We start from the raw sequence: 25,912 nt of genomic DNA on the forward strand, positions 1-25,912 counted from the left end.
ACGTAGCGGCAAACAAGGAGGACCCGATGCGCGCCATTTTCCTGACCAACCTCTTCGCCGCGGTGCTTGCCGCGCCGCTCATGGCGCAGCAGGCCGCCGACGCGGTGGCCCCGGAGGCCGCAACCGGACCCTCTGCCTTTGACAGCCTCTCCCAGGTGGCGCAGGCCGCGCTGGACGCCAAGGCGCAGGGAAGGCCGACCGAGGCGCAGGACTGGATGGTCGCGGCCGCCAATCCGCTTGCGGTCGAGGCGGGGGCGCGGGTGCTGCGCGAGGGCGGCAGCGCCGCCGACGCGATGGTCGCGGTGCAGGCGGTGCTGGGGCTGGTCGAGCCGCAGAGCTCTGGCCTTGGCGGCGGCGCCTTCCTTGTCTGGTATGATGCGAAGACGCAGGCGCTGACCACGCTTGACGGACGCGAGACCGCGCCATTGGCGGCGAAACCCACCCACTTCCTCGACGCGGACGGCGAGCCCCTCGGCTTCTTCGACGCGGTCGTCGGCGGGCTGTCGGTCGGCACGCCCGGCACGCCGCGCCTCTTGGAAGAGGCGCACCGGCGTTGGGGCACGGCCAACTGGGCGGGGCTCTTCGACGAGGCCATCACCCTCGCGGAAGAAGGGTTCACCGTCTCGCCGCGCCTCGCGGAGCTGATTGCAGCGGAGGGGGATGATCTTCGCCGTTTCCCCGAGACCGAGGCCTATTTCTATCCCGGCGGCACTGCCATGCAGGCGGGCGACGTGGTGCGGAACCAGCCCTATGCCGACACACTGAAGGCCATCGCAAGGGAGGGCAGCGCCGCCTTCTATGGCGGCGAGATCGCTGCCGACATCGTGCGAGCCGTGCACGGGGCCGAGGGCAATCCGGGGCAGCTCGGTACGGCCGACCTGGCGCTCTACGATGTGATCGAGCGCGCGCCGGTCTGCGTGGAGTACCGGACGTATGACGTTTGCGGCATGGGGCCGCCGTCGTCCGGGGCGCTGACCGTGGGGCAGATCCTCGGAACGCTCGGGGCCTATGATCTTGCCGCGCTCGGCCCGGACAGCGCCGAGGCCTGGCGTCTGATCGGCGACGCATCGCGCCTCGCTTTCGCGGACCGCGGCCGCTACATGGCGGACAGCGATTTTGTCCCCATGCCGACCGAGGGGCTGGTCGATCCGGAATACCTGAAGGGCCGCGCCGAACTGCTCGGCGGCGACACGGCGCTGACCGAGGTGGCTCCCGGTGCGCCCGAATGGGACCATGCGCAGCTCTGGGCGGATGATCGGTCCATCGAGTTCCCCTCGACCTCACATATTTCCATCGTCGATGCCGCAGGCAACGCGCTGTCGATGACCACCACCATCGAGAACGGCTTTGGCTCCCGGCTCTTCGTGCGGGGCTTCCTGCTCAACAATGAGCTGACCGACTTCAGCTTCGAAACCCACGAGAACGGTGTGCCTATCGCCAACCGGCTTGAACCCGGAAAGCGGCCGCGCTCGTCGATGGCGCCGACCATTGTGCTGAAGGACGGAGCGCCGGTCATGGTTGTCGGCTCTCCGGGGGGCAGCCGGATCATCGGCTACGTGGCACAGGCGGTGATTGCGCATCTCGACTGGGGCATGGACGTGCAGCAGGCGGTGGCTCTGCCGCATCTCCTCAACCGCTTCGGGACCATGGATATCGAGGCGGGCACCGAGGCCGAGGCGCTCGCCGGGCCGCTTGGCGAGATGGGCTTCGAGACCAGCATCCGCGACCTGAACTCCGGCCTGCATGCCATCGGCATCGGGGCAGAGCTGGCCGGCGGCGCCGATCCGCGGCGCGAGGGGATCGCGCTTGGCGAGTAGCGGCGGTTGATCCTGCGCAAGGACAACCGCGCCGCCGCCGGGTAATGAAACTTGCGTGAACGCGGGAACTTCGCGCAGAGTTCCCGTGTTGATCGCGAAAGGCACACGCAGACGGAGGACGTCATCATGGCCCAGACTGCAACAAAGACGAATGGCACCACGAAGGTCGCCGACACGCTCCCGAGCGACGGCGATGCGCTGAGCGATCAGATCAAGACCCTGCGCGCCGATGTGGCATCGCTGGCCGAGCTGGTCGGCGAGATCGGCAAGCGTCGCGGCGCTGAATACAAGGCGGCGGGTGAGGCCAAGGCGCAGGAAGTGCGTGACCGCGGCGAAGAGGCGCTGCGCGAAGCAGGCAAGCGCGTCGCCGAGTTGGAGGACAACGCGCGCGGCCAAATCCAGGCCAACCCCTTCCAGGCAATCGGCCTCGCGGCGGCGGTCGGCTTTCTCATCGGGTATGTCGGCAGCCGGAGGTAAGTACGCTTGTTCGCCCTGTTCGAGGCAAGACTGAGAGCCGGCCTGACGCGTGTCGGCCGCACCATCGCCGGGGCGATCTGCATGGTCGTCGCGGCGATTTTCTTCACGATTGCCGGCTGGACGGCGCTGGTCGAGGCACAGGGTGCGGTCATCGCCGCACTGATTGTCGGGGGCATCTACCTGGTGCTTGCCCTGCTGCTCATCTACCTGCCTGTCCGCCCGCGCGTTCGCGCCGCGCCGCTCATGGGGGCGGCCCCGGCAACCTCGCTCGTCGAGGCGTTCCTGGCGGGCCGCGCCGCAGGGCAGGCGATGCGCAAGGACTGACCCCGAAGGCCGCCGATCACATCTTCGAGGGGCGGAAAAACCCCGGAAACAGTTAAATTTATATTGATTTCGCAGCGCCCGCGCCACAGTCTGGAGCGGGTCTTTTCTTTTGTAGACAGCCGGACATTGCCCCGGAACGTCAAGTGTGTCAGAAGATTTTGTAAGTATATCTGAACGGAAGAGTTTAGCGGATGACCAATTTCGTCACCCTCCGCCGTATGATGGTTGATACGCAGGTGCGTCCTTCGGACGTGACCAAGTTCCCGATCATCGATGCCATGCTGCGTGTCCCCCGCGAGGCCTTCGTGCCGGACGAGGCCGTCGACGCCGCCTATGCAGGGCGCAATATCGACCTCGGAGACGGGCGCGTCGTGCTCGACCCGCGGACCTTTTCCAAGATGCTGGACGCGCTGAACGTCGATGGCGATGACCTCGTGCTCGATATCGGTTCCGGGCTTGGCTACAGCGCGGCGGTGATCGCGCGCATCGCCGAGGCCGTGGTTGCCGTCGAGGACGACGCGGACCGCGCCGACGAGGCACAGCCGCTGCTGATGGAACATGCGGACAATGTGATCCAGCATACCGGCCCGCTCGCGGAAGGCGCGCCCCAGCACGGACCCTACGATGCGATCTTCATCGAAGGGGGAATCGAAGTGCTGCCCGAAACCATTGCCGGGCAGCTGAAGGATGGTGGGCGGATCGCCTGCATTTTCATGGACGGAGCGCTGGGAACGGTGAAGGTCGGCTGGAAGATCGACGGCACCATCACCTGGCGGTTCTCTTTCAACGCCACCGCACCGGTGCTCGCCGGGTTCCACAAAGAGGTGGCTTTCGCGCTCTGACCCAGAACGGGCAAGCGTGCAGACAACGGGATCGAGAGGGCAGGACAATGGCGCGTAAAACGCTGACAAATTGGATGACGGGCGTCTGTCTCGCCGCCGGGCTCGCGATGCCCGCGGCGGCGGAGACGCTGGCGGATGCACTGGCCGGGGCCTACAACACCAGCGGTCTGCTCGAGCAGAACCGCGCGGTGCTGCGTGCCGCGGACGAAGAGGTGGCGCAGGCCGTTGCGGCGCTGCGCCCCGTGGTCGCCTGGACCGGGGACATTTCACGCAGCTACGGCACCACCCGCAGCCTGGCGACCGGCTTCGAATGGACCGGATCCGCGACGGACACCGCCTCGATCGGTCTTTCGGCCACGCTGACGCTCTTCGATGGCGGCGCGAACCGGCTGTCGGTGGACGCGGCGAAGGAAACCGTCTTGGCAACCCGCTCCGGCCTGGTCTCGGTCGAGCAGGACGTGCTGCTGCGCGGTGTTTCGGCGTTCATGGAAGTCCGGCGCGCGATCGAGACGCTGACCCTGCGCCAGAACAACGTCCGCGTGATCGGCGAGGAACTTCGCGCTGCCGAGGACCGCTTCGAGGTGGGGGAAGTCACCCGCACCGACGTCGCCTCCGCCGAGGCCCGGTCTGCGGCGGCCCGCTCGCTGCTTGCGGCGGCCGAGGGCGCCCTGGCCCAGGCACGCGAGGAATATCTTGCCTCCGTCGGCCACCTGCCGGGCAACCTGGTTTCGCCGAGCAGCCTGCCGCGCATCCCGGCCACCGCCGATCAGGCCAAGGCCATCGCGCTGCGCGACCACCCCGACATCATCCAGGTGCAGCACCAGGTCGCGGCTTCCGAGATTGCCATCGCGGTGACGCAGGCCTCGATGAGCCCGACGGTGTCGCTTCAGGGCACCTACGGCTATGACGAAAGCTTCGACAGCGAAGCCGGCACCCGCGGCGGCACCATCGGGCTGAACTTCGGCGGCCCGATCTACCAGGGCGGCAACCTCAGCTCGCTCAAGCGCCAGTCGATCGCCACCCGCGACCAGAACCGGGCCGCGCTGCTTCAGCTGACCAAGTCGATCCCGCAGTCCGTGGCCAACGCCTATGCCAACCTGCGCGTTGCGCAGGCGGCCCGCGCGGCTTCGGATGAGCAGGTCCGCGCAGCGACCGTGGCCTTCCGCGGCACCCGCGAGGAAGCGACCCTTGGGGCCCGCACCACGCTCGACGTGCTCGACGCCGAACAGGAACTGCTCGACGCCCGCAACACCCAGATCTCTGCGGTGGTGGACGAGACGATCGCGGCCTATTCGGTGCTCTACACCATGGGTCAGCTGACCACCGAGGATCTTGCACTCAACGTGCCGCGTTATGACCCGGCGGAGTACTACAACCTGGTCAAATCCGCTCCGGTCCAGTCCCGTCAGGGCGAGGATCTGAACCGCATCCTCAAGGCGATGGGCAAGAAGTAAGCTTGTCCTCGTCCATGTTGTCTGGCGGCCCCCGAGCGGTTACACTCGGGGGACAGGCAAGAGTGGTACATAAATGTCCGATCCCGTGACCAATGTGGAAATCGAGGACGTTCTCTCCTCTATCCGGAGGTTGGTTTCCGAAGATTCCCATCTCGATTCAGCATCGGAGCCGTTGCGCTCGGCGCGTCCGGCCCCGGCCGGGCGGCTGGTTCTGACCCCGGCCCTGCGCGTGCAGGAGCCCGACGCCGAAATCCGCGACATCTCCGCTCCCGAGGCGCAGGACCGTCATGCGGCGCCCCTGGCGGCACGTTTGGTCCCCTCCGAGGAGGAGATCGCCGAAGTCGCACGCAACACACCCAAATCCGGCGACAGATTCGGCCTCGCCGATGTCGATGACGTCGAAGAGGCGCCCTTCATCGAGGTCGATGACAGCACGGTCGAGCGGCTCGCAGAGGCTTCGATCGCCGATTTCTTCTCGCTCAAGCTGCGCGACACCGCGCCTGCGCCCACTGCGCCAGCGGTCGCTGATGCGGCGGAGCCGAAGGAAGGCAGCCTCGCGCAGAAGATCGCCGAGCTCGAGGAAATGATCGCGCGCAGCACGCATGAGTTCGAGCCCGAGCGGGGCGAGGAAGCCCCCGCCGCGATCTTCCGCCATCAGCCGGTGCCGGAAGAGCAGGGCGCGGCCCCGGCTCCCGTCCCTGAAGAAGAGGACGAGGATTCGGAACTGGCGAGCCGTCCGATGCCCGAACCCGAGCTTGTCGATGAGCCCTACGCGCTCGAGGCTTTCGCCGAAGATCTCGCCAGCGATGTCGCCGAAGAAGGGGACTCGCAGCTGGATGACGGTGCCGAAGATGCGGTGGACGAAGACCCCGGCTTGATCTTCCGCTCCGCCGAACCCGCGGCCTCGGCTGCCCAGGAAAGCGACGCCGAGCCCGAGCCCGTGGCGGCCCCGGTGCGGCGTCCGGTAAAAATCCTGCGCAATCCGGTCTGGCAGCGCAGCCAGAGCAACTTGCGCACCGAGGAGCCCGTACAGGAGCCCGTAGAGCCGGCGCAGGAGCCTGCCGCCGCGGCGGAGGTGCCGGCTGTCGCGGAAGCTCTGCCGGCCGGTTTCGACGAGGACCGCCTGCGCGCCTTGATCGCCGAGGTCGTGCGCGAGGAGCTGCAAGGAGCGCTCGGCGAGCGCGTCACCCGCAACGTCCGCAAGATGGTGCGCCGCGAATTGCACCGATTGCTGTCGAGCGAAGATCTCGACTGACCAAGATTTCTTCTGGTTCTGAACCCGAGCCCCGGATGCCCCTGGCATTCGGGGCTTGGCGCATCATGGCCGATCGCGCGGCGGATTGGCGGAAAGTGGCCTGTTGCCCTGCCGGAAACGCCGAAGGCACGCCCTTGACGGGGCGCGCCTTCGACTGACCGGGGAAGATCCCCAATACCGGGATCAAGCGGCTTCGGCTTGTTCCGCGGCTGCAGCTGCGTGACGACGTTCGCTCTCTTCGCGCGACAGCGCGACCGAGGTGCGAACACCTTTCGATACGAATTCCATCAGGCCGGAGACAACCCGCTCGTTCGGGTCGATGCCGGCACAGCTCAGCACTTCACGGCCGTCGCGCGAGCGTGCCCAGCGGGCAATCTGCTCCGGACCATTGCCGTATTTCTTGTCATCGGCGATCGCATCGTCGAGCGCAGCCAGAACCACAGCGGCGAAAAGTTTCCGCGCGCGGTTGCCTTGTTCGGCATGGTAGGCTGTGCTGTCCACGAAATCCTTCATCTTTCGACCTTTTTGATTATTGCTCTTGTGTTTTCTGGCGTGTGCGGCGTTATGGACCATTCCGTTCGATTCGGATACGGCACAAACGCATAGCGTCGTTGCATCTGGTGCATATCTCGGCTTGTGCGGAACGCGAGATATCGTTGTCTTGCACGGGGCGAACCGGCCATATATAGGAGGCCGGAAAACCCCTTCAACCTTACTGCGAAGTTTTGTGACCATGCCTAAGATCAACGGTAACGAGATCCGCCCCGGCAACGTTCTGGAGCATGACGGCGGCCTCTGGGCTGCGGTGAAGGTCGACCACGTGAAACCCGGCAAGGGCGGCGCCTTTGCTCAGGTCGAGATGAAGAACCTGCGCAACGGCTCCAAGCTCAACGAGCGTTTCCGTTCGGCGGACAAGGTCGAGCGCGTGCGCCTCGAGCAGAAGGACATGCAGTTCCTCTACGAGGACTCGGGCCAGCTGATCTTCATGGACACCGAAACCTACGAGCAGGTGCAGCTTCCCGCCGACATCCTCGGCGAGCGTCGCCCGTTCCTCCAGGATGGCATGACCATCGTCGTGGAATTCCACGAAGAAGAGGCGCTGAACGCGACGCTGCCGCAGAAAGTCACCTGCAAGATCGTCGAGACCGAGCCGGTGGTCAAAGGTCAGACCGCGGCCAACAGCTTCAAGCCCGCCGTGCTCGACAACGGCGTGCGCGTCCTCGTGCCGCCCTTCGTCGGCCAGGATGAAGACATTATCGTGAACACCGAAACCATGGAGTATTCGGAACGCGCATAACCCGCGCGCCGACGACTTCTGTCCCCGTGCGAACCGGGGGCGCAGAGTAACGGAACCGATAGGGCCTCCGGCGCAAAGCCTAGGAGGCCCTTTCCATGTTTACCCCTTGCGATACCACCGACACTCCCGCACTCGCCGTTCTGCTGCGCGGCCTTCACGCGCATCACGTGGCGCAGGTGCCGCATCGCTTCCATGACCAAGCGACCCAGGAGGAGCTTCAGGCGGTGCTCGACGACGCCATGGCCGAGGGCGCGCAGCTGCGGGCCTACCGTGTCGAAGGCGTTCCGCGCGGCTACCTGATGTGGCGCTGGCGGCTCCGCGCGGGTTCGGCGCTGGAACATCCGCAGCGTGTTGCGTTGCTCGAACATATCTGGGTCGATCCCTCGTGGCGGCGGCGTGGGGTGGCAAGGCGGCTGATCGCGGGTTTCGAGGCCGAAATTTCCGGGCAGGGGGCCGAGGGCTGGATCACCAAGGTCCACGCCTTCAATGCGCCCTCGCGGGCGCTGATGCTTGGCGCGGGGGCAATGGGGGCGGTCGAGGTGTTGGAAAAGCGCCTCTAGTTATCCGCTGTGCCTAGCACCTGATCGAGCAGCCTGCGCACCAGGCCCGCGTAGCCGCTGCCGAAGAGCCGCAGATGCACCAGCGCCGGGAAAAGCTGGTAGACCGGGCGGCGGGCCGCGCGCTCCGGCTCCTCGGGGCCATAGCCCTGCCAGAAGGCCGCCGGAGGCGACCCGAAGAGGTCCAGCATGGCCAGGTCCACCTCGGTATGGCCGTGGTAGCAGGCCGGGTCGATGAGAGCCGCCGCACCCGCCATGAAGAGCACGTTGCCGGTCCAGAGGTCGCCATGCAGCAGCGCGGCTGGCGGTGCCTTGGGGACCAGCTCGGGCAGGCGCTCTGCGACTGCTTCGACGCGCCGCGCGAGCGGGGCGGGCAGATGCGGCAGAAACGGCAGGAGGCGCGCCTCGGCCCAGAAGCTCGGCCAATCGGCGCGCGGCGCGTTGTCGATCGGCAGGGGGCCGAAGCCGTAATCCTCGGTCCAGCCGTAGGCCGGGCCGGTACAGGCGTGCAATCTGCGCAAGTCTCGCCCCAGCGCCGACCACCCCTCGTGGCTCGGCGCGGTTTCGGGCAGCGCCTCGAGCGCGAGCAGGTCGCCGACTTGGGCCAGCACCTCGGGCGTGCGGGCGCCTGCGGCGCGCATGGCGCCCAGCATGCGCGCCTCGGAGGCGACGCGGCCACCGCGCTTGACCACCAGCGTGCGGCCGTCGCTGAGCGCGGCGCGCACCACCTGGGACAGATCGCCTCCCTGCAGCGGCCGGCTGGAGACGAGCCGCGCGCCGAGCGCCGTTTCCAGCGCCTCCCGGTCCCGGTTCAAGGCACCCGGCGCAGGGTCGCCCCGTCGGCGGTCATTTCGCCTTCGGCGCGGTCGAAGCGCAGGTAGGCGATGCCGCGCCCGCCCGACTGGGTGAAGAGCGTGCCTGCCGGTTTGCCGGCGGTCTCGACCTCGGAGCCGACCGGCGCCGCGCCGGTGACCGCGACGGTCACGAGCCCTTTGCGCAGCTCGGTCTTGTGCTTCATCCGCGCGGTGACCTCCTGACCGACGTAGCAGCCCTTCTTGAAGTCCACGCCGTTCAGCCGCTCGAAGCCGGCCTCGAGGATGAAGGTATCGGGGGTCAATTCGATGCCGCTCTCGGGCACGCAGGCCGCGACCCGCAGCGCGTCCCAATCGGCATCGTCACCGGGTTGGCCGTCATAGCCGCGCCAGCCCAGCGAGGCATCGCGCGGATCGGCATAGGCCCCGTCCGGGAGCGGGCCGGTGCCGCGGGTGACGGTGATGTCGGTCGGCTCGACCGCAACCTTGGCGCGCAGCTTGTAGAGCGTCAGCGCGCGGCCGAGATCTGCCGCCAGCGTGTCCGCCACATCGATCAGGATCGATCCATCTGCCCGCGGAACAAGGAAAAAATCCGCCCTGTACTTGCCCTGCGGCGTGAGCAGCGCGGCATAGACCAGCCCGTCCTTCAGCTTGCCCAGGTCGTTGGTGACGAGGTTTTGCAGGAAGTCGCTGGCCTCGGGGCCGCTGACGCGCAGCACGCTGCGCGGGGTGGCATTGGTGGCGGTCATGGTTGCTCCGTCCGTTGTCGTTTGCCCCGACTATAGGTCCGCGCCGGGGCAGGCGACAGGGGGCGCGGCTCAGACGGTCTGTTCATCCTCGAACTGCATGGCGTGCAGCCGTGCATAGGCCCCCTGGAGCGCAAGCAGCTCGTCATGGGTGCCTTCCTCGACCACATGGCCCGCGTCCATCACCACGATCTTGTCGGCGTTGCGGATGGTCGAGAGCCGGTGCGCGATGACCAGCGTGGTGCGCCCCGCGGAGAGCTTGTCGAGCGCCGCCTGAACCACCTGTTCCGAGGCAGCGTCGAGCGCCGAGGTGGCCTCGTCGAGCAGCAGGATCGGCGTGTCGCGCAGCAACGCACGGGCAATGGCGACGCGCTGCCGCTGGCCACCCGAGAGATTGCTGCCCCGCGTGCCGGCGAGGCTGTCGAGCCCGTTCGGCAGCCGCGGCACGAAGTCCGAGACATGCGCCGCGTCGAGCACCTCTTCGAGCCGCGCGTCGCTGATGTCCGTGCGTCCGAGCAGGATATTCTCGCGCAGGCTGTCCTCGAAGAGCAGTGCGTCCTGGCTGACCACCGAGAACATCCCGCGCAGGTCGGCAAGGCGCATCGCGTCGGTGCGCACGCCGCCGACGGTGACCTCGCCCTTGTCGGGATCGACCAGCCGGGTCAGCACGTTGAAGACGGTGGACTTGCCCGCGCCCGAGGCGCCGACCAGCGCGGTGGTCTTGCCCGCCTCGGCGGTGAAGGTGGTGCCGCGCAGCACGGCGGTCTCCGAATAATTCAGCTCGACAGCGCTCAGGACGATCTCGGGCACGCCCTGCGGTGCCGGGACCGGGTGGGGCGGATCGCGCAGTTCCGGTTCGAGTTCCAGCAGTTCCTTGATCCGCTCGATCGAGGCCGCGGCAATCTGCCAGGTGCCGCTGACTGCGCCGAGCCGGCGCAGCGGCTCGAAGGCGAGACCGATGGCGGTGAAGAAGGCCATGAAGTCGCCGACGCTCTTTTCACCAGAGATGATCTGTCCGCCGCCAAGCAGCAGCACGGCAAGAATGCCGATGCCGGACATCACGTCGATCAGGCCGGGAATGGCGGATTGGCCGAGGCTCGAGGCGACCGAGGTGCGGATCCGCTCCTTGGTGAGGTCCTTGTAGCGTTTGGCCTCGTATCTTTCGAGCCGGTTGAGCTTGATCGGTACGATGCCGTGGAAGACCTCGTTGAGGCGTGTCGACAGCCCGGCCGAGATGTCGCGGGCGCGGCGGGCATATTTCCGTACGTAGCGCTGCAACAGCATGGTCGGGGCGACCATCAGCGGCACGCCGATCAGCGCGAGCAGGGTCCAGCGCCAATCCATGCCGATGGCAACGCCGAAGAGCGAGAACAGCGCGATCACGTCGCGCCCGGTGCCGGTGATCAGGATGCTCCAGACCTTGCTGACGGCGCCGACGTCCCCCTCGATGCGCTGCATCAGGTAGCCGGGGCCGTGCTTCTGGTGGAAGCTGCCATCCAGCCGCATCAGGTGGGCGAGCAGGTCGTTGCGGATGTCGGCCACGGTCTTCTGCGACACCCGTGTCAGCACCACCTTCTGGATGATGCTGGACACGGCGCGGACCATGAAGATCGTGAAGATCGCGATGCCGACCCAGGTCAGCGCGGTGCGGCTGCCACCGACGAGCACATCGTCGAACATCGGCTTCATCATGTAGCTCAGGAAGCCGAACATCGAGCCTTCGAGCATCATGAAGATGAAGGCGATCACGATCTGCCAGCGATAGCGCCAGAGATACCGGCGCCCGAGCCAGTAGAGCAGGTTGCCCTGCGTCTTGTCCTTCACGCTCATGCCAGGTCTTCCGGCGGACGCTTGGCGTCGAATCCGGCCTGCACCGTCTTGGAGCTATACTCGGTGCGCACCCAGTCCTCGAAGCTGATCGGCGCGCGGCGGTTGCGCGCGGCATAGGTGTCGAGAATATAGCCTTGGATGCCGGTCTTGGTGAACTCGAGATGCGCGTATTTCAGGCCCATCTGCTTGCGCGCCTGTTCGACCGGCACGCCCTCGAACACCATCAGGTAGACGGCCGAGGCGAAGCCGGCCCGGTCGGCCCCCGACTTGCAGTGGAACATCATCGGCTTCTCGGCTGACCGCATCGTGTCGATGAGATGCAGGATGCGCTCTGCGCTGGGGGCCATGCGCGCCCAGAGCTTGGCATGCAGCAGCGTCAGGCCGAGCGCCTCGCAGCTTTCCTTCTCGAAGAGGTAGTGCGAGTATTTCTCTTCGCCGCGCAGGGTGATCACGGTCTTGATGCCCATCTTCGCGTATTTCTCGAAGCGCGCGTGAGTCGGCTGGTTGGAGCGCCAGACGCCCGGAGCGATCTGCCAGAAATTGTGCCAGAAGAGCCGCAGGAAGGCGTGGTCGAAGACGTTGTAGTGTAGCTTCGAGAGCATGCGGGCGCGGGGCGTCGAGATGTCCTTGCCGAAAGACCGGCGAAAGCGCCGCTCCGCCGTCTCGATCTTGTCCCAGAACTTCGTCAGCATGTGTCACTTCCTGTGCCTGTCGCGCGGCGGTTTACGGGCTGTGGCCCGCGCTGGCAAGCGCCGTGCCCCGCACGCGTCAAAGACCGGCCCTGCGCCGGGGGCATGGCGGCCGGTTGCGCCGAGGGCAATTGACCTCGGCGCAACCGCGGTTAGGTTGGCCCTCGCCCCGCGATTTCAAGGGGTGCTTTCGGAGTTTTCGCATGTCCCTTGCCCACGGCCGCCCCTATCTGGCCATTCCCGGTCCTTCCGTCATGCCCGACGCGGTGCTGCGCGCGATGCACCGTGCCTCGCCCAATATCTACGAAGGGGCGATCGTCGAGATGGTGGCCGGGCTGATCCCCGACCTGCGCTACGTGGCACAGACCGCGGCGGCCAAGGTGGCGATCTACATCGCCAACGGGCACGGCGCGTGGGAGGCGGCGCTCTGCAACGTGGTGGGCGAGGGCGACAAGGTTCTGGTCCCGGCGACCGGGCGCTTCGCGCATGGCTGGGCGGACATGGCGCGCGGCCTCGGGGTCGAGGTCGAGCTGATCGAGTTCGGGACCAAGTCCACCTACGACCCGGAGCGGGTCGCCGAGGCGCTGCGCGCCGACCCCGAGCGCAAGATCAAGGCGGTGCTGGCCAGCCACGTGGACACCGCAAGCTCGGTCCGCAACGATCTGGCAAGCCTGCGCGCCGCGATCGACAGCACCGGCCATCCCGCGCTGCTGATGGCCGATTGCGTCGCCTCGCTTGGCGTCGAGGAATTCCGCATGGATGACTGGGGCGTCGACATCATGGTCACCGGCTCGCAGAAGGGGCTGATGGTGCCGCCGGGTCTGGGCTTCGTCTTCTTCAACGAGAAGGCCGAGGCGCGCAGGGCAGAGATGCCCCGCGTGTCGCGCTACTGGGACTGGGTCCCGCGCGGCAAGCCGGGCTTCTTCTACGAGTATTTCGGCGGCACCGCCCCGACGCACCATCTCTACGGCCTGCGCGCGGCGCTCGACATGATCCGCGAGGAAGGCATCGAGCAGGTCTGGCATCGCCACGCGGTGCTCGCCCGCGCCATCTGGGCCGCCGCCGAGACCTGGGGGCAGGGCGGTCCACTGACGCTCAACGTCGCGGACAAGGGCCTGCGCAGCCACGCGGTGACCGCGCTGCGTCTCGGCAAACCCTATGGCGCGCAGCTGCGCAAGTGGTGCGAGACCGAGGCAGGCGTGACCCTGGGGATCGGGCTTGGCATGGCCGAGCCGGACGATCCCGCCGGCACCGGCTTCTTCCGCCTCGGCCACATGGGCCATGTCAACACCCATATGATCCTCGGCTTGTTGAGCGTGATCGAGGCCGGCTTCCTGTCGCTGGACATTCCGCATGGCCAGGGGGCCCTGACCGCGGCGGCGGCGGAGATCGCGAAGGGCTGAGGTCTCTGCCCGGCGGCAGGGCCAATGGGCCACACGGCTGACCGGCGATGCCGCCGCCCGTAAGGGCGGCGCGTCTCTGGCAGCCGGACGTGGGCCGCCAGCGAAAGTGCCGGTGCATCCTTGTCTGCGCTGTGTCAGCCCCGCGGAGGGCCTTCGCGCGCGCCATTCCGGCGGTGTTCGATCACCGAGATGGCGTGGTTGATCGCCACTCCGGCGATCACGACCGGGGCGAGCCCGTAGCTGATCCACAGGATCAGAAAGACGAGAAACATCACCACGAAAAGCAGCACGAGGTTGGCGCTGAAGAAATCCGGCCGCGGCGGTTCTGAAGGGTATGCCATGATGCGATCCTCAGGCGGACAGTAAAATACGACGGACTGAGAGGTGTTGGCGGGTCGTCGGGCGACGCCGCGAAGATTTGGGCCTTGCAATGCGACAAGGGTAGCGCATCCGCGGCCCGCGTCACGTCCGAGGCTGATCAAAACTGCTTTAGAAAACCTTTCCCGCGGGCCGGCTGTTGCGAGCCTGCGGAAAATTTATGCATTCGGCGAAGGGCTGTGCTCAGGCGACGGCGGCGCGGGCCTCTGCCAGCGCGGCGGGCAGCGCCTCTGCCAGTGCATCGAGGTCGGACTCCGTGCCTGCGCCGATGCGGATGCAGCGATTCTGCGGCGCGACGAAAGGCATGCGGACGAAGACCCCGCGGGCGCCCAGCCCGGCCAGCACCGCCTTGGCCAGCGTGCCATCCCCGCCGCAGTCCACCGCGACAAAATTGGTCGCCGAGGGCAGGGCAGAGAGCCCGTTGGCCTGCGCGATGGCGGCGATGCGGTTGCGGGCCGCGGCGACCTTCTCGACGGTGAGCGCCAGCCACTCCCGGTCGTGCAGCCCGGCCAGCGCCCCGGCCTGCGCCGTGCGGTTCATGCCGAAATGGTTGCGGATCTTGTCGAAGGCGCGAATGAGCGGGGCTGCCGCCAGCGCGTAGCCGACGCGGGCACCCGCCATGCCGTAGGCCTTCGAGAAGGTTCGGAACCGGATCACCCGCGGGTCCTCGATGTCGATCTCGCGACCGATTTCCGGTGCGGTGCCCTCGGGGGCAAATTCCACATAAGCCTCATCCAGCACCAGCACGGTGCCCTCGGGGACATTGTCGAGCTGCCCCGCGATCTCGGCCCCCGGCTTCCACGAACCCATCGGGTTGTCCGGGTTGGCGAAGTAGACCAGCTTGGCATCAACGTCGGCCGCCTTGGCCAGCAGCGCCGGCAGATCCTCGGCATCGTCGCGGTAGGGTACCTTGTGCAGCACACCGCCGAAGCCCGCCACGTGGTAGTTGAACGTGGGATAGGCCCCGTCCGAGGTCACCACAGCGTCGCCCTCGCCAACCACCAGCCGCACGAGATATCCCAAGAGCCCGTCGATGCCTTCGCCGACCATCACGTTCTCGGGCGAGATGCCGTGATGGGCGGCAATGGCGTTGCGCAGATCAAAACTGGTCGAGTCGCCGTATTTCCAGATCTCGGCAGCCTCGCGCTGCATCGCCTCGATCGCGCGGGGCGAGGGGCCGAAGACGTTCTCGTTGGCGCCGATGCGGGCGCGGAAGGGGGCGCCGCGCTCGCGCTCCTGCGTTTCCGGCCCGACGAAGGGCACGGTTTCGGGAAGCGAAGCGACAAGCGGGGTGTAGCGAGGTCCAGTCATGGCGGAGATATGCCGCAGCGCAAATGCTCTGGCAATAGGGCGATGGCCGCGGTCGGGGGCGCGCGCCCCCAGACCGGTGATCCACCGTTTCGCGTCACGTTAACGCTGCGGCAACACCTCGATCACGCGGCTCTGTCAGAAGGGGCACCACGCGGCCCGGCCGCGCGACCATCAGACCCTGGAGGATATCATGCCCCGCACGATTACCGCCCGCAGCCCGCTGTCCCTGCGCCCGCCACGCCTGCCGTTCTGGCGCTGGCTCAAGGACTTCCTGATCCGCGAGGACCGCCAGTACCGCGAGGCACATCGCTACGATGCGCTCGACGCCGCTGCGCGCCGCGACATGGGGTTGCCGCCCCGGAGCGAGCCGCCGCGCCTGCCGGGAGCACAGTGGTGAGCCTTGGTCATGCCTGGGTGATTGCATGGCGCGCCGGCAAGTTCGGCTACCATGACTGCCCGCGGCGGCGGAGCGGGCCGCCCCCCGCCAAAAGCCGCCGCAGTCACAGCTCCGAAGGGCAGGGCGGCGAGGGATTGACCCCGCCGGGGCTTGCGGTCAGGTTCGCGCCCGACAAGCTGACCCTGAAAGAGTGCCCATGGCCCGTACCCCGCCACCCTTTGCCCCCTTCGAATGGATGATCGCCTGGCGCTATCTGCGCGCCCGGCGCGCCGAGGGTGGCGTCAGCGTCATGACCTGGATCAGCCTCATCGGCATCACCCTCGCGGTCTTCGCGCTGATCGCCACGCTCTCCGTCCGCTCGGGCTTCCGGGCCGAGTTCGTCGACACCATCCTCGGTTCGAACGCCCATGTGACCGTCTATTCCTCGGCCCGTGTCGATGAGCAGGGGCGTACCCAGCGCAGCTTCGAGGATTACACCGAACGGGCCAAGGCCGTGGCCGAGCTGCCGGGCGTCGAGCGCGCCGCGCCGCTGGTCAAGGGCCAGGTCATGGCCAACGCCAACGGCCGCAACGCCGGGGTCGAGGTCTTCGGCATCTCGTCCGATGACCTGCAGGGCATCCGCCGCGTCGTCGATCCCGAAACCGGCTACGGCGATCTGGCGCGCTTCGGCGAGGGCATCGCGCTCGGCTCGGGCGTGGCGCGCGAGCTGGGCGTCGACGTCGGCGACCAGGTCAAGCTGATCTCGCCCGACGGGGTGAAGACCGCCTTCGGCGTCTCGCCGCGGGTCAAGGCCTATGAGGTGGTCTGGGTGTTCACCGCCGGGCGATACGACATCGACCGCACCCGCGCCTACATGCCCTTCGACGAAGCGCAGCTCTACTTCAACCGCGAGGGCGCGGCGGACGAGCTGGAGGTGATGGTGGACGACCCCGAGCAGGTCGACGCCATGGCCCCCGCCATCCAGCAGGCCGCCGGGCAGGGCGCGCTGGTCTGGACCTGGCAGGATGCGTCGGGCGGCTTCCTGCGCGCGCTCGAGGTCGAGGACAACGTGATGTTCGTGATCCTGTCGGTGCTGGTGCTCATCGCCACGATGAACATCGTCTCGGGGCTCATCATGCTGGTGAAGAACAAGGGCCGCGACATCGGCATCCTGCGCACCATGGGGCTCACCGAGGGCTCGGTGCTGCGTGTCTTCTTCATCTGCGGCGCTTTCACCGGCGTCATCGGCACCATCCTCGGGGTGATCCTCGGCTGCCTCTTCGCCATCTACATCGACCCGATCTTCTCCTTCGTGAACTATGTCGCGGGCGGCGGGGTCTGGGACCCGGCGGTGCGCGGCATCTACTCGCTGCCCGCCAAGCTGCAGCTCGGCGACGTGATCTCGGCCATGGCGCTGTCGCTCGGCCTCAGCTTCATCGTGACCATCTTCCCCGCGCGCCGTGCGGCGCGCATGAACCCCGTGGAGGCGCTGCGCTATGAGTGATCCCGTCCTGCGCCTGTCGGGCATCGAGAAGTTCTACAACCGCGGCAAGCCGAACGAGGTTCAGGTGCTGCGCGGCGCCGAACTCGAGGTCGCGCGCGGCGAGGTGGTGGCGCTGGTCGCCCCCTCGGGCGCCGGCAAGTCCACGCTGCTGCACATCGCCGGGCTGCTCGACACCGCAGACGCGGGCGAGGTGGCGATCGCGGGCGAGGTGCTCGGCGGCGCCTCGGACCGGCGCCGCACCATCGTGCGCCGGCAGGAAGTGGGCTTCGTCTACCAGTTCCACCACCTGCTGCCCGAGTTCACCGCGCTCGAGAACATCACCCTGCCGCAGCTAGCCAATGGCACCGCTGCCAAGGAGGCCGCGGGCCGGGCGCGCGGGCTGCTGGCCACGGTCGGGCTCGAGGAGCGCGCGGCGCATCGGCCGGCGGCCATGTCCGGCGGCGAGCAGCAGCGCGTGGCCTTCTGCCGCGCCATGGCCAACGCGCCGAAGTTGCTGCTGGCGGACGAGCCCACCGGCAACCTCGATCCGGCGACCTCGGACCGGGTTTTCGGTGCGCTCATGGCGCTGGTGCGCGAAACCGGGCTCTCGGCGCTGATCGCCACGCACAACCTCGAGCTGGCGGGTCGTATGGACCGGCAGGTCGAGCTGCGCGAGGGCGCGTTGGTGGCGCTCTGACCCCTGGCGGGGTCGCGCCACGGGCGGCCCCGTGAACACCGCGCCGCCGCCGCGGGTGCGCCTGATTTTCGACAAACTCCGTGGGCAGGGTCCCGACAACACGCACTGACCCTCCCTCCCGGAGCCTTCCATGCCTATCGAATTCCTCGTCGCTCTCGCGGCGCTCCTGCCCTTTGCGGTGGCCGCCTTCCCCTTCGACAAGGGGGACGACGGGTCCGACGACGAAGCGGACGCCGACGAGGTTGATCTCGGCGAGGAGATCATCCTGCCGATCGAGGAGGGCACCGGGGGCGGGACCGAAGTCGATGTCGTGCCGGGTGACGACACGCTGGGGTCGGGCGAGGACACGGTCGGCTCTGGTGAGGACACGCTGGGCGCTGGTGAGGACACGGCCGGCTCGGGCGACGACACGCTGGGGACGGGCGATGAGTCTCTCGGCAGCGCGGACACCGATGGCGACGACACCGTCCTCGGCAGCGAAATCGGCGACACGCTCGTCGGTGGTGCGGGCGAAGACGTGATCTCGGGCGCAGGCGGCTCCGATTACATTTCGGCAGGCACCGGCGCGGACTACGCCGAAGGTGGCAGTGGCGGCGACACGATCACCGGTGGCGCTGGCGCGGACACGCTGCTCGGCGGCTCGGGGAACGATCTGCTCTGGGGATCGGACGACGAGGGCGACGACGACGAGACCGACCTGCTGATTGGCGGCACCGGGGATGACACGCTGATGCTCGGGCGCGGCGATCTCGGGCTCGGCGGCGCGGGGGCGGACCGCTTCGTGCTTGCCGATGGCGCGGTGATCGAGGATTTCGACGAGGCCGAGGATATGGTGGTGTTCACCTACGAGGGGGATCTCGTGCCCGAGATCGTCTCGCAGGTGGCCGGTGCCTCGGGCCTGGTGGTGACGCTCGACAGCGGCGCCTCGGTGACGCTGGTCGGCCGCGGCGCGCCGATCACCTCGGCAAATCTGGCCTTCGTGCGCGAGGTCGCCTGACCGCCTGAACGTCAGCGCTGCGCCAGGAATACGCCCGCCGCCATCATCGCGAGCCCCATGCCGCGGTGCAGGCTGATGGGCGCGGCGCGCACGCCGAAGAGCCCGAAATGGTCGATCGCCGCGGCGCTGATCAGCTGCCCCAGCAGAACGAAGAACACCGCCCGCCCGACGCCGAAAGTCGGTGCGACATAGGTGATGCTCAGCACGTAGAAGGCGACGAAGAGCCCCGCGAGGAAGAGATGCTTCGGCGCATCCACCGCGCGCGCGATTGGGCGGGCATCGATCGACAAGAGCACGACCAGGCTGGCACTGAGCGCGACGCAGAAAAGGATCACCGCCGCCGCCGCGGGCGACCCCAGCCAGCCGCCGAGCCGCGAATTGAGCGCCGCGAGCACGGGGATGCCGATTCCGGCGGCGAGCATGACGAGGGCTTGGCTGGGCATCTGGGGACTCCGTGATCACTTTGGTCGCGACACTGGCGCGGTGCGGCGGGAATGTCATCATTGCAATGCGATGCTGCGGGCTTGATCCGCGCGGCACGGCGGGCGACACAGAGGGACACCGGCCGGGCGATCCGGCCAGGACGCAAAAGACCTGACGAGGGAGCAGACAGGATGAACAGCGCGATGAGGGGGGGAATCTGGGCGGTCTCGGCGGCGGGGCTGCTGGCCCTTGGGGCCTGCATGCAGGCATCGATGCCCGAGCCGGCGGATGGCAGGGCGCTGTTCATGGACTATTGCGCGGCCTGCCACGGCAGCACGGCGGTCGGCAATGGGCCGATGGCGGCAGACCTCGGGGTGACCCCTGCCGATCTCACCCATATCGCGGCACGCCGCGGCGGGGACTTCCCGCGCGCCGAGGTGCTCTCGATGATCGACGGTTACGCGCGCTCGAGCATGGACGGGCCGGGCATGCCGGAGTTCGGCGAGCTGCTGAAGGGCGATGAGGTGCCGCTCGACACCGGCGACGGCATCCTGACCCCGACGCCGCGCAAGATGGTGGCATTGCTGGAATACCTCGAATCGATCCAGCGTACCGACTGAGGCAACGTCCTTCGAAGGACGTTGCAAAAGCCTTCGAAGGCTTTTGGCCCTCTGCGGATCCCCGGCGCCTAGCCCGCGCCCACCGCCTTGCGCGCCATGTCCCAGTAGAGCGCGGCGACCTCGTCCTCCGAGAGCCGCCCGCCCTCGCGGTACCAGGTGTTCACCCCGGTCAGCATGCCGATCAGGGCAAAGGCGGCGATCCGCGTGTCCGGCACCGACAGGTTCCCGGCGGCCTGGCCGTCACGCAGGATCTGCTCGAGCACGGCCTCGTAGCGGCCGCGCAGCGCCTCGATCTGGATGAAGTTCTCGGGCTCGAGGTTGCGCAGCTCCATGTAGGAGATGAAGATCGATTCCGGCCGGCGCAGGGTGAAGCGGATGTGAAAGCGCACGAAGGCCTCGAGCCGCGCCAGCGGGTCTCCGCCGGGTGCCGTCTCGTCCCAGGCCTCGAGCAGCTCGTCCATGTGCCCCTTGAGCAGCGAGAAAAGCAGCGCCTGCTTGTCGGGGATGTAGTTGTAGAGCGCCCCTGCCTGCACGCCGACCTCCGAGGCGATGCGGCGCATCGAGACGGCCGCATAGCCATGCTTGGCAAACAGCCGCAGCGCCGCCTCGCGGATCCGCGGGCCGGTGATGTCGGAGTGGGATCCAGCGGTACGGGCCATCCCGCCTGTTTATCTGAACGTGCGTTCAGATCAAGCGCCGCGCGCGCCGCCCTTGCCCTGCGGCGAGGCTTGCGGCAAGACGGGCACAGTCTGCCGCGAAAGCGGCGCGGAACAGCGACCCGAAAGTCCACATGCGCCTCTTGCTCCTGACAGCCCTTGCCCTGACCGGCGCCTGCACCGACTTCCCCGAGTTCGACGGCTCGCAAGCTCCGGGCGTGGCCACCGCGCCCTGGCCGAAACTGCTGCCCCTGGACGGGGTTCTCCGAGCCGAGGCGCCGCCGCGCACGCAGCCCGAGATGGCCGGGGAACTCGACGCCCGCGCCGAGGCGCTGCGCCGTCGCGCCGCCGCGCTGCAGGGCGACGTGGTCGAGGGTACGGCGCGGGCGCGCATGGATGGCGGCGTCCGCTTCCCGGAAGTTCCGGACGCATAACGCGGGGCTGCCACAGGCCCGGCGAAAGCCGCCCGCGGGCCGCTTCCGCGACGTTGCACCCGCCTTGGGATACGGCTAAGGCAACGCCAACCAATTCACATGACGACACCCAAGAAGAAGGAACCCGCATATGTCTGAACCTCTGCGCCTGGGGATTGCGGGTCTCGGCACCGTCGGGGCTGGCGTCGTCAAGATCGTTCAGCAGAAGGCGGAGCTGCTTGAGGCCCGCTCGGGCCGCAAGGTGGTGATCTCGGCGGTCTCGGCGCGCAACCGCGACAAGGACCGCGGTGTCTCGCTGGCCGACTACGCCTGGGAGGATGATCCCGTCGCCCTGGCGAAACGCGACGATATCGATGTGCTGGTCGAGTTGATGGGCGGCTCGGATGGCCCGGCGAAAGCCGCCACCGAAGCGGCGCTGAAGGCCGGCAAGGATGTGGTCACCGCCAACAAGGCGCTGCTCGCCCACCACGGGCAGGCGCTGGCCGAGCTGGCCGAAAGCACCGGCGCGGTGCTGCGCTTCGAGGCCGCCGTCGCGGGTGGCATCCCGGTGATCAAGGCGCTGACCGAAGGGCTTTCCGCCAATCGCATCACCCGCGTCATGGGCGTGATGAACGGCACCTGCAACTACATCCTCACCCGCATGGAGACCGCGGGCCTGTCCTACCAGGAGGCCTTTGCCGAGGCCGATGGGCTGGGCTATCTCGAGGCCGATCCCGAGCTTGACGTCGGCGGCATCGACGCCGGGCACAAGCTCTCGCTGCTCTCCGCCATCGCCTACGGCACCCAGGTCGCCTTCGGCGGCGTCGAACTGGAGGGCATCGGCCGGGTCTCGATCGAGGACATCCGCCAGGCCGCCGACATGGGCTACCGCATCAAGCTGCTCGGTGTGTGCCGGATGACCGAGCTCGGGCTCGAGCAATCCATGGCGCCGAGCCTCGTGCCCGCCTCCTCGCCGCTGGGTCAGCTCGAGGGCGGCACCAACATGGTGGTGATCGAGGGCGACGAGGTCGGCCAGATCGTGCTGCGCGGCGCCGGCGCGGGCGAGGGGCCGACGGCTTCGGCGGTGATGGGCGACGTCATGGATGTGGCGCGCGGCACCCGGCTGTCGACCTTCGGCGCCCCGGCGTCGAGCCTGATCAAGCCGGTGGCGACCAAGGCCACGACCCCGGCCCCCTACTATCTGCGCATGGCGCTGGCCGACCGGCCGGGCGCCCTGGCCAAGGTGGCTGCCGCGCTCGGCGAGGCGGGGGTCTCGATCAACCGCCTGCGGCAATACGGTCAGAGCCCGACGGCCGACACCGCCCCGGTGCTGATCGTCACCCACAAGACCACCCGCGACGCGCTCGATTCGGCGCTGGCGGCCATGGCGGACACCGGCGTGGTGCATGGCACCCCCGTCGCGCTGCGGATCGAGGCGGTTTGAGCCTGCTTTGACACCCGGCTGACATCTGACCGTCTCCGCGCTGTCATGCGCGGGGCGGTTAGCGCGAGCGGCCTTGCCCTTCTCTGACCGGGCGCGGTACACCCTTCCTAAGCGTAAATTTTGCAAGGAAGACCTCATGTCTGCTCCCGTCGATTTCAATGACCGCATGCTTTCCCTCGGCCTCGCTCGGGTGGCCGAACAGGCCGCCATCGCCTCTGCCAGCCTGATCGGCCGCGGCGACGAGAAGGCGGCGGATCAGGCCGCGGTCAACGCCATGCGCGAGCAGCTGAACCTGCTCGACATCGCCGGCGTGGTGGTGATCGGCGAAGGCGAGCGCGACGAGGCGCCGATGCTCTACATCGGCGAAGAGGTCGGCACCGGCAACGGTCCGGGTGTGGACATCGCGCTCGACCCGCTCGAGGGCACCACGCTGACCGCCAAGGACATGCCGAACGCGCTGACCGTCATCGCCATGGGCCCGCGCGGTTCGATGCTGCACGCGCCCGACGTCTATATGGACAAGCTGGCGATCGGTCCGGGCTTCGCCGAGGGCGTGGTGACGCTCGACATGAGCCCCTCCGAGCGCGTCGCCGCGCTGGCCGCGGCCAAGGGCTGCGCGATGACCGACATCACCGTCTGCATCCTCGAGCGTCCGCGCCACGAGGACCTGATCGCCGAGGTCCGCGCCACCGGCGCCGGCATCCGTCTGATCACCGACGGCGACGTTGCGGGCGTCATGCACTGCGCCGAACCCGAGATCACCGGCATCGACATGTACATGGGCTCGGGCGGCGCGCCCGAGGGTGTGCTCGCGGCGGCCGCGCTGAAATGCATGGGCGGCCAGATGTACGGCCGGCTGCTGTTCCGCAACGACGACGAGCGCGGTCGGGCCGCGAAGGCCGGGATCACCGACCTCGACAAGATCTACAAGCGCGACGAGCTGGTCACCGCCGACGTGATCTTCGCCGCCACCGGCGTGACCAACGGCTCGATCCTGTCGGGCATCAAGCGCACGCCGGGCTGGATCGAAACCGAGACCATCCTGATGCGCTCGAAGACCGGCTCGGTGCGCCGCGTGCAGTACCGCAACCCGTTCCACGGCTGAGCGCGGGCCGGCAGGCGCCGGATCTGCGTATTTGAAAAGAGAAGAAGGGGGCTCGCGGCGCGGGCCCCTTTTGCTTTGGCGCTCCCCCGCGTCTTCTTCTCTTTCAAAAATACGCAAGGTCCGCATTTCCCAAGGGGCGCGCCACAGGGCAGGGGCGCGGCGCTTCGGCCCGTTCCGTTTCCCGCCGTTTCGCGCTAGGGAGGGGCCAATCGGGGCAGAGAAGAAACGCGAGGGGCGCATGAGCTATCTGGGTGTGGAGCAGTCGCTGAGCGGGCGGCGCTGGGTCGGCCCGGCGGTGGAGGTCGAACGGCAGGCCGAGGCGCTGGCGCAGGCCACCCACCTGCCGCGCCCGCTCTGCGCGGTGCTGGCGCGGCTCGGCGTGCTGGGCGAGGAGGTGCCGGGCTTCCTCGATCCCAAGCTGCGCGACCTGATGCCCGACCCGCGGAGCATGCGCGACATGGAGAAGGCCTCGGGCCGCATCCTGCAGGCGGTGCGGGGCCGCGAGCGCATCGCGATCTTTGCCGATTACGACGTCGACGGCGGCAGCTCGGCGGCGCTGCTGATCGACTGGCTGCGCCAGCTCGGGCTCGAGGCCACGCTCTACGTGCCCGACCGCATCGACGAGGGCTACGGGCCGAACGTGCCCGCCATGCAGCAGCTCGCCTCGGCCCACGACCTGATCATCTGCGTCGACTGCGGCACGCTCTCGCATGAGCCCATCGCCGCGGCCAGGGGTGCGGACGTGGTGGTGCTCGACCACCACCTCGGCGGCGAGACGCTGCCGGGTTGCGTGGCCGTGGTGAATCCCAACCGGCAGGACGAGGATGGCGCGCTGGCGCATCTCTGCGCTGCCGCGGTGGTCTTCATGGTGCTGGTCGATTGCGGCCGGCAGATCCGCGAGGCCGGGGCCAAGGGGCCGGACCTCATGTCGCTGCTCGATCTGGTGGCGCTGGCCACCGTCGCCGACGTGGCGCCGCTCCGCGGGGTCAACCGGGCCTTCGTCCGCTCGGGCCTGCAGGTCATGGCGCGGCGCGCGCGACCGGGCCTCGTGGCGCTTTCGGACGTGGCGCGGCTCGACACGGCGCCTTCGGCCTATCACCTCGGCTACGTGCTGGGGCCCCGGATCAACGCCGGCGGGCGGATCGGCCAGGCGGACCTCGGTGCGCGGCTGCTCGCCACCCGCGACCGGCACGAGGCCGAGGCGCTGGCCGAGCGGCTCGACAAGCTCAACTCCGAGCGGCGCGAGGTCGAGGAGGCGGTGCGGGCCTCGGCGATCGCCCAGGCCGAGGCACGCGGGCTCGACGCGCCGCTGGTCTGGGCCGCGGGCGAGGGCTGGCATCCGGGCGTCGTCGGCATCGTCGCCTCGCGGCTCAAGGAGATGACCAACCGGCCGTCCGTCGTCATCGGCTTTGACCAGGGCGAAGGCAAGGGCTCGGGGCGCTCGGTCTCGGGGATCGACCTTGGCGCGAGCATCCAGAAGCTTGCTGCCGAGGGGCTGCTGGTCAAGGGCGGCGGGCACAAGATGGCGGCGGGGCTCACCGTGGCCGAGGACAAGCTCGAGCCTGCCATGGCCCGGCTGGCGGAGATGCTCGCCAAGCAGGGCGCGGGGCAGGGCGGGGCGGCGGACCTGCGGCTCGACGGGTTGATGATGCCGGGCGTGGCGAACACAGAGCTCTGCGACCGGCTCGAGCAGGCCGGCCCCTTCGGTGCGGGCGCGCCGGGACCGCGCTTTGCCATGCCGGACGCGCAGATCCTCTTTGCCAAGGAAGTGGGCACCGGGCACCTGAAGATCACCGCCGGCGACGGGCTGGGCGCGAAGATCGACGCCATCTGCTTCGGCGCCTTCGACACGCCGATGGGCCAGGCGCTGAGCCAGCACAAGGGCGGACGATTCCACCTCGCGGGGCGTTTCGAGATCAACGAGTGGAATGGGCGGCGCTCGGTGCAGATGCGTCTGGAGGATGCCGCGCCTGCCGCTGGGTAAGCAATTCTCCGCGGGAATTATCCATCGTTATCAGTGATTTGAGAAAAAGTCACGGATGGGTGAAAAAACCGCAAAATTCCGCTTGCAAGGGGTCGGAGCTTTGACTAGAACGCCCCTCACCAGCCGGCACGGCCCGTTCGTCTATCGGTTAGGACGCCAGGTTTTCAACCTGGAAAGAGGGGTTCGATTCCCCTACGGGCTGCCACTGGTTTTGTTATCGCCCCTGCGGGGGCGGGCAAAACCGGGGGTCAGAGACCGGGTCAGCTGGGGTTCATGAGGTTCGCAACAGCCTCTCCATCGGGTCGAAAGTTTCGGTGGTCGCGTTGCAATGGCCCGTTCGTCTATCGGTTAGGACGCCAGGTTTTCAACCTGGAAAGAGGGGTTCGATTCCCCTACGGGCTGCCATTTCTCCCATCACAGCATGAACCAGATCGCCAGGGGCGCGCGACTTTCGCGGGCCTTTTTCGCGTTTCCGGCGCAGCCTTTTCGAGCACGAAAGCCGCCGTCCCCGCAGGGACAACG

General features: G+C 68.1%; 27 protein-coding genes and 2 tRNA genes. 20 read left to right on the forward strand and 9 right to left on the reverse strand.

What is annotated here, in order from left to right:
• Positions 1–26: 26 nt before the first annotated feature.
• From ggt to IQ782_RS00090, 6 genes are all read left to right on the forward strand, one after another.
• On the forward strand, positions 27–1,817 hold the full coding sequence (gene ggt / locus IQ782_RS00065; protein ID WP_194132578.1) for a gamma-glutamyltransferase: 1,791 nt from the start codon (positions 27–29) through the stop codon (positions 1,815–1,817).
• 126 nt (positions 1,818–1,943) lie between these two features.
• On the forward strand, positions 1,944–2,294 hold the full coding sequence (locus IQ782_RS00070) for an ElaB/YgaM/YqjD family protein (RefSeq protein ID WP_194132579.1): 351 nt from the start codon (positions 1,944–1,946) through the stop codon (positions 2,292–2,294).
• 6 nt (positions 2,295–2,300) lie between these two features.
• A complete protein-coding gene (locus IQ782_RS00075; protein ID WP_194132580.1) occupies positions 2,301–2,618 on the forward strand; it encodes a hypothetical protein in 318 nt (105 codons plus the stop codon).
• A 191-nt stretch (positions 2,619–2,809) separates the two neighbouring features.
• On the forward strand, positions 2,810–3,460 hold the full coding sequence (locus IQ782_RS00080; RefSeq protein WP_194132581.1) for a protein-L-isoaspartate O-methyltransferase family protein: 651 nt from the start codon (positions 2,810–2,812) through the stop codon (positions 3,458–3,460).
• Between the two features lie 47 nt (positions 3,461–3,507).
• Positions 3,508–4,914, forward strand: a complete 1,407-nt coding sequence (locus IQ782_RS00085; RefSeq protein ID WP_194132582.1) for a TolC family outer membrane protein — start codon at positions 3,508–3,510, stop codon at positions 4,912–4,914.
• A 73-nt stretch (positions 4,915–4,987) separates the two neighbouring features.
• Complete coding sequence (locus IQ782_RS00090; RefSeq protein WP_194133223.1) at positions 4,988–6,169, forward strand: hypothetical protein; 1,182 nt, start codon at positions 4,988–4,990, stop codon at positions 6,167–6,169.
• Between the two features lie 183 nt (positions 6,170–6,352).
• Here the strand turns inward: IQ782_RS00090 and IQ782_RS00095 are convergent, their stop codons facing one another.
• A complete protein-coding gene (locus tag IQ782_RS00095) occupies positions 6,353–6,682 on the reverse strand; it encodes a DUF6280 family protein (protein ID WP_066101377.1) in 330 nt (109 codons plus the stop codon).
• 220 nt (positions 6,683–6,902) lie between these two features.
• Between IQ782_RS00095 and efp the strand changes: the two genes are divergently transcribed.
• Together efp and IQ782_RS00105 are read left to right on the forward strand one after the other, a co-directional pair.
• Complete coding sequence (gene efp, locus IQ782_RS00100; RefSeq protein ID WP_194132583.1) at positions 6,903–7,466, forward strand: elongation factor P; 564 nt, start codon at positions 6,903–6,905, stop codon at positions 7,464–7,466.
• Between the two features lie 95 nt (positions 7,467–7,561).
• Complete coding sequence (locus IQ782_RS00105; protein ID WP_194132584.1) at positions 7,562–8,026, forward strand: GNAT family N-acetyltransferase; 465 nt, start codon at positions 7,562–7,564, stop codon at positions 8,024–8,026.
• On the opposite strand, the gene IQ782_RS00110 is transcribed toward IQ782_RS00105, so the two are convergent.
• The 4 genes from IQ782_RS00110 to IQ782_RS00125 form a co-directional block, all read right to left on the reverse strand.
• Positions 8,023–8,838: a fructosamine kinase family protein gene (locus IQ782_RS00110; protein ID WP_194132585.1), complete on the reverse strand. Its 816-nt coding sequence runs from the start codon at positions 8,836–8,838 to the stop codon at positions 8,023–8,025. The genes IQ782_RS00105 and IQ782_RS00110 overlap by 4 nt on opposite strands.
• Positions 8,835–9,584, reverse strand: a complete 750-nt coding sequence (gene ygfZ, locus IQ782_RS00115) for a CAF17-like 4Fe-4S cluster assembly/insertion protein YgfZ (protein ID WP_194132586.1) — start codon at positions 9,582–9,584, stop codon at positions 8,835–8,837. Before ygfZ ends, IQ782_RS00110 begins: the two co-directional genes overlap by 4 nt.
• Before the next feature lie 69 nt (positions 9,585–9,653).
• Complete coding sequence (locus IQ782_RS00120; RefSeq protein WP_194132587.1) at positions 9,654–11,411, reverse strand: ABC transporter ATP-binding protein; 1,758 nt, start codon at positions 11,409–11,411, stop codon at positions 9,654–9,656.
• Positions 11,408–12,103: a fused DSP-PTPase phosphatase/NAD kinase-like protein gene (locus IQ782_RS00125; protein WP_194132588.1), complete on the reverse strand. Its 696-nt coding sequence runs from the start codon at positions 12,101–12,103 to the stop codon at positions 11,408–11,410. Before IQ782_RS00125 ends, IQ782_RS00120 begins: the two co-directional genes overlap by 4 nt.
• A gap of 200 nt (positions 12,104–12,303) precedes the next feature.
• On the opposite strand from IQ782_RS00125, the gene IQ782_RS00130 reads away from it, so the two are divergent.
• Positions 12,304–13,503, forward strand: coding sequence for a pyridoxal-phosphate-dependent aminotransferase family protein (locus tag IQ782_RS00130; protein WP_194132589.1), 1,200 nt, complete (start codon positions 12,304–12,306; stop codon positions 13,501–13,503).
• Between the two features lie 134 nt (positions 13,504–13,637).
• Here the strand turns inward: IQ782_RS00130 and IQ782_RS00135 are convergent, their stop codons facing one another.
• Positions 13,638–13,844, reverse strand: a complete 207-nt coding sequence (locus IQ782_RS00135; RefSeq protein WP_194132590.1) for a histidinol phosphate aminotransferase — start codon at positions 13,842–13,844, stop codon at positions 13,638–13,640.
• 220 nt (positions 13,845–14,064) lie between these two features.
• The gene (locus IQ782_RS00140; protein ID WP_194132591.1) at positions 14,065–15,192 is read right to left on the reverse strand and encodes a pyridoxal phosphate-dependent aminotransferase; all 1,128 of its coding nucleotides are present in this window, start codon (positions 15,190–15,192) and stop codon (positions 14,065–14,067) included.
• Positions 15,193–15,382: 190 nt separating this feature from the next.
• Between IQ782_RS00140 and IQ782_RS00145 the strand changes: the two genes are divergently transcribed.
• From IQ782_RS00145 to IQ782_RS00160, 4 genes are all read left to right on the forward strand, one after another.
• Positions 15,383–15,589 carry a hypothetical protein gene (locus IQ782_RS00145; RefSeq protein ID WP_194132592.1) on the forward strand — a complete coding sequence of 69 codons (207 nt, stop codon included), beginning with the start codon at positions 15,383–15,385 and terminating at the stop codon, positions 15,587–15,589.
• A 196-nt stretch (positions 15,590–15,785) separates the two neighbouring features.
• On the forward strand, positions 15,786–17,072 hold the full coding sequence (locus IQ782_RS00150; protein WP_194132593.1) for a lipoprotein-releasing ABC transporter permease subunit: 1,287 nt from the start codon (positions 15,786–15,788) through the stop codon (positions 17,070–17,072).
• Entirely contained in the window at positions 17,065–17,748 is a 684-nt protein-coding gene (locus tag IQ782_RS00155) for an ABC transporter ATP-binding protein (protein WP_194132594.1), read from the forward strand. Before IQ782_RS00150 ends, IQ782_RS00155 begins: the two co-directional genes overlap by 8 nt.
• A gap of 130 nt (positions 17,749–17,878) precedes the next feature.
• Positions 17,879–18,745, forward strand: coding sequence for a calcium-binding protein (locus IQ782_RS00160; RefSeq protein ID WP_194132595.1), 867 nt, complete (start codon positions 17,879–17,881; stop codon positions 18,743–18,745).
• Positions 18,746–18,756: 11 nt separating this feature from the next.
• Here IQ782_RS00160 and IQ782_RS00165 read toward each other — a convergent pair whose 3' ends face one another.
• Positions 18,757–19,188, reverse strand: a complete 432-nt coding sequence (locus tag IQ782_RS00165; RefSeq protein ID WP_194132596.1) for a DMT family transporter — start codon at positions 19,186–19,188, stop codon at positions 18,757–18,759.
• A gap of 171 nt (positions 19,189–19,359) precedes the next feature.
• On the opposite strand from IQ782_RS00165, the gene IQ782_RS00170 reads away from it, so the two are divergent.
• Entirely contained in the window at positions 19,360–19,788 is a 429-nt protein-coding gene (locus IQ782_RS00170) for a c-type cytochrome (RefSeq protein ID WP_240989012.1), read from the forward strand.
• A gap of 68 nt (positions 19,789–19,856) precedes the next feature.
• On the opposite strand, the gene IQ782_RS00175 is transcribed toward IQ782_RS00170, so the two are convergent.
• Positions 19,857–20,447 carry a TetR/AcrR family transcriptional regulator gene (locus IQ782_RS00175; RefSeq protein ID WP_194132597.1) on the reverse strand — a complete coding sequence of 197 codons (591 nt, stop codon included), beginning with the start codon at positions 20,445–20,447 and terminating at the stop codon, positions 19,857–19,859.
• Between the two features lie 131 nt (positions 20,448–20,578).
• Between IQ782_RS00175 and IQ782_RS00180 the strand changes: the two genes are divergently transcribed.
• The 6 genes from IQ782_RS00180 to IQ782_RS00205 all read left to right on the forward strand — a co-directional run bounded on the left by IQ782_RS00180 (position 20,579) and on the right by IQ782_RS00205 (position 25,795).
• Positions 20,579–20,878 carry a hypothetical protein gene (locus tag IQ782_RS00180; protein ID WP_194132598.1) on the forward strand — a complete coding sequence of 100 codons (300 nt, stop codon included), beginning with the start codon at positions 20,579–20,581 and terminating at the stop codon, positions 20,876–20,878.
• A gap of 130 nt (positions 20,879–21,008) precedes the next feature.
• Positions 21,009–22,301, forward strand: a complete 1,293-nt coding sequence (locus tag IQ782_RS00185; protein WP_194132599.1) for a homoserine dehydrogenase — start codon at positions 21,009–21,011, stop codon at positions 22,299–22,301.
• A gap of 136 nt (positions 22,302–22,437) precedes the next feature.
• Positions 22,438–23,406 (forward strand): class II fructose-bisphosphatase, encoded by a 969-nt coding sequence (gene glpX / locus IQ782_RS00190; protein WP_194132600.1) that lies wholly within the window; start codon positions 22,438–22,440, stop codon positions 23,404–23,406.
• A gap of 238 nt (positions 23,407–23,644) precedes the next feature.
• Complete coding sequence (recJ, locus tag IQ782_RS00195; protein ID WP_194132601.1) at positions 23,645–25,390, forward strand: single-stranded-DNA-specific exonuclease RecJ; 1,746 nt, start codon at positions 23,645–23,647, stop codon at positions 25,388–25,390.
• Between the two features lie 130 nt (positions 25,391–25,520).
• Positions 25,521–25,595, forward strand: a tRNA-Glu gene (locus IQ782_RS00200).
• Positions 25,596–25,720: 125 nt separating this feature from the next.
• Positions 25,721–25,795 (forward strand) — tRNA-Glu (locus tag IQ782_RS00205).
• Positions 25,796–25,912 lie beyond the last annotated feature (117 nt).

Origin of the sequence: Salipiger mangrovisoli, assembly GCF_015223355.1 — a bacterium.
GTDB classification, from domain to species: domain Bacteria; phylum Pseudomonadota; class Alphaproteobacteria; order Rhodobacterales; family Rhodobacteraceae; genus Salipiger; species Salipiger mangrovisoli.

Coding starts and splice junctions, on each gene's coding strand:
- ggt (WP_194132578.1), top strand. CDS start 27: ATGCGCGCCATTTTCCTGACCAACCTCTTCGCCGCGGTGCTTGCCGCG.
- IQ782_RS00070 (WP_194132579.1), top strand. CDS start 1,944: ATGGCCCAGACTGCAACAAAGACGAATGGCACCACGAAGGTCGCCGAC.
- IQ782_RS00080 (WP_194132581.1), top strand. CDS start 2,810: ATGACCAATTTCGTCACCCTCCGCCGTATGATGGTTGATACGCAGGTG.
- IQ782_RS00085 (WP_194132582.1), top strand. CDS start 3,508: ATGGCGCGTAAAACGCTGACAAATTGGATGACGGGCGTCTGTCTCGCC.
- IQ782_RS00090 (WP_194133223.1), top strand. CDS start 4,988: ATGTCCGATCCCGTGACCAATGTGGAAATCGAGGACGTTCTCTCCTCT.
- IQ782_RS00095 (WP_066101377.1), bottom strand. CDS start 6,682: ATGAAGGATTTCGTGGACAGCACAGCCTACCATGCCGAACAAGGCAAC.
- efp (WP_194132583.1), top strand. CDS start 6,903: ATGCCTAAGATCAACGGTAACGAGATCCGCCCCGGCAACGTTCTGGAG.
- IQ782_RS00105 (WP_194132584.1), top strand. CDS start 7,562: ATGTTTACCCCTTGCGATACCACCGACACTCCCGCACTCGCCGTTCTG.
- ygfZ (WP_194132586.1), bottom strand. CDS start 9,584: ATGACCGCCACCAATGCCACCCCGCGCAGCGTGCTGCGCGTCAGCGGC.
- IQ782_RS00120 (WP_194132587.1), bottom strand. CDS start 11,411: ATGAGCGTGAAGGACAAGACGCAGGGCAACCTGCTCTACTGGCTCGGG.
- IQ782_RS00125 (WP_194132588.1), bottom strand. CDS start 12,103: ATGCTGACGAAGTTCTGGGACAAGATCGAGACGGCGGAGCGGCGCTTT.
- IQ782_RS00130 (WP_194132589.1), top strand. CDS start 12,304: ATGTCCCTTGCCCACGGCCGCCCCTATCTGGCCATTCCCGGTCCTTCC.
- IQ782_RS00135 (WP_194132590.1), bottom strand. CDS start 13,844: ATGGCATACCCTTCAGAACCGCCGCGGCCGGATTTCTTCAGCGCCAAC.
- IQ782_RS00140 (WP_194132591.1), bottom strand. CDS start 15,192: ATGACTGGACCTCGCTACACCCCGCTTGTCGCTTCGCTTCCCGAAACC.
- IQ782_RS00145 (WP_194132592.1), top strand. CDS start 15,383: ATGCCCCGCACGATTACCGCCCGCAGCCCGCTGTCCCTGCGCCCGCCA.
- IQ782_RS00150 (WP_194132593.1), top strand. CDS start 15,786: ATGGCCCGTACCCCGCCACCCTTTGCCCCCTTCGAATGGATGATCGCC.
- IQ782_RS00155 (WP_194132594.1), top strand. CDS start 17,065: ATGAGTGATCCCGTCCTGCGCCTGTCGGGCATCGAGAAGTTCTACAAC.
- IQ782_RS00160 (WP_194132595.1), top strand. CDS start 17,879: ATGCCTATCGAATTCCTCGTCGCTCTCGCGGCGCTCCTGCCCTTTGCG.
- IQ782_RS00165 (WP_194132596.1), bottom strand. CDS start 19,188: ATGCCCAGCCAAGCCCTCGTCATGCTCGCCGCCGGAATCGGCATCCCC.
- IQ782_RS00170 (WP_240989012.1), top strand. CDS start 19,360: ATGAACAGCGCGATGAGGGGGGGAATCTGGGCGGTCTCGGCGGCGGGG.
- IQ782_RS00175 (WP_194132597.1), bottom strand. CDS start 20,447: ATGGCCCGTACCGCTGGATCCCACTCCGACATCACCGGCCCGCGGATC.
- IQ782_RS00180 (WP_194132598.1), top strand. CDS start 20,579: ATGCGCCTCTTGCTCCTGACAGCCCTTGCCCTGACCGGCGCCTGCACC.
- IQ782_RS00185 (WP_194132599.1), top strand. CDS start 21,009: ATGTCTGAACCTCTGCGCCTGGGGATTGCGGGTCTCGGCACCGTCGGG.
- glpX (WP_194132600.1), top strand. CDS start 22,438: ATGTCTGCTCCCGTCGATTTCAATGACCGCATGCTTTCCCTCGGCCTC.
- recJ (WP_194132601.1), top strand. CDS start 23,645: ATGAGCTATCTGGGTGTGGAGCAGTCGCTGAGCGGGCGGCGCTGGGTC.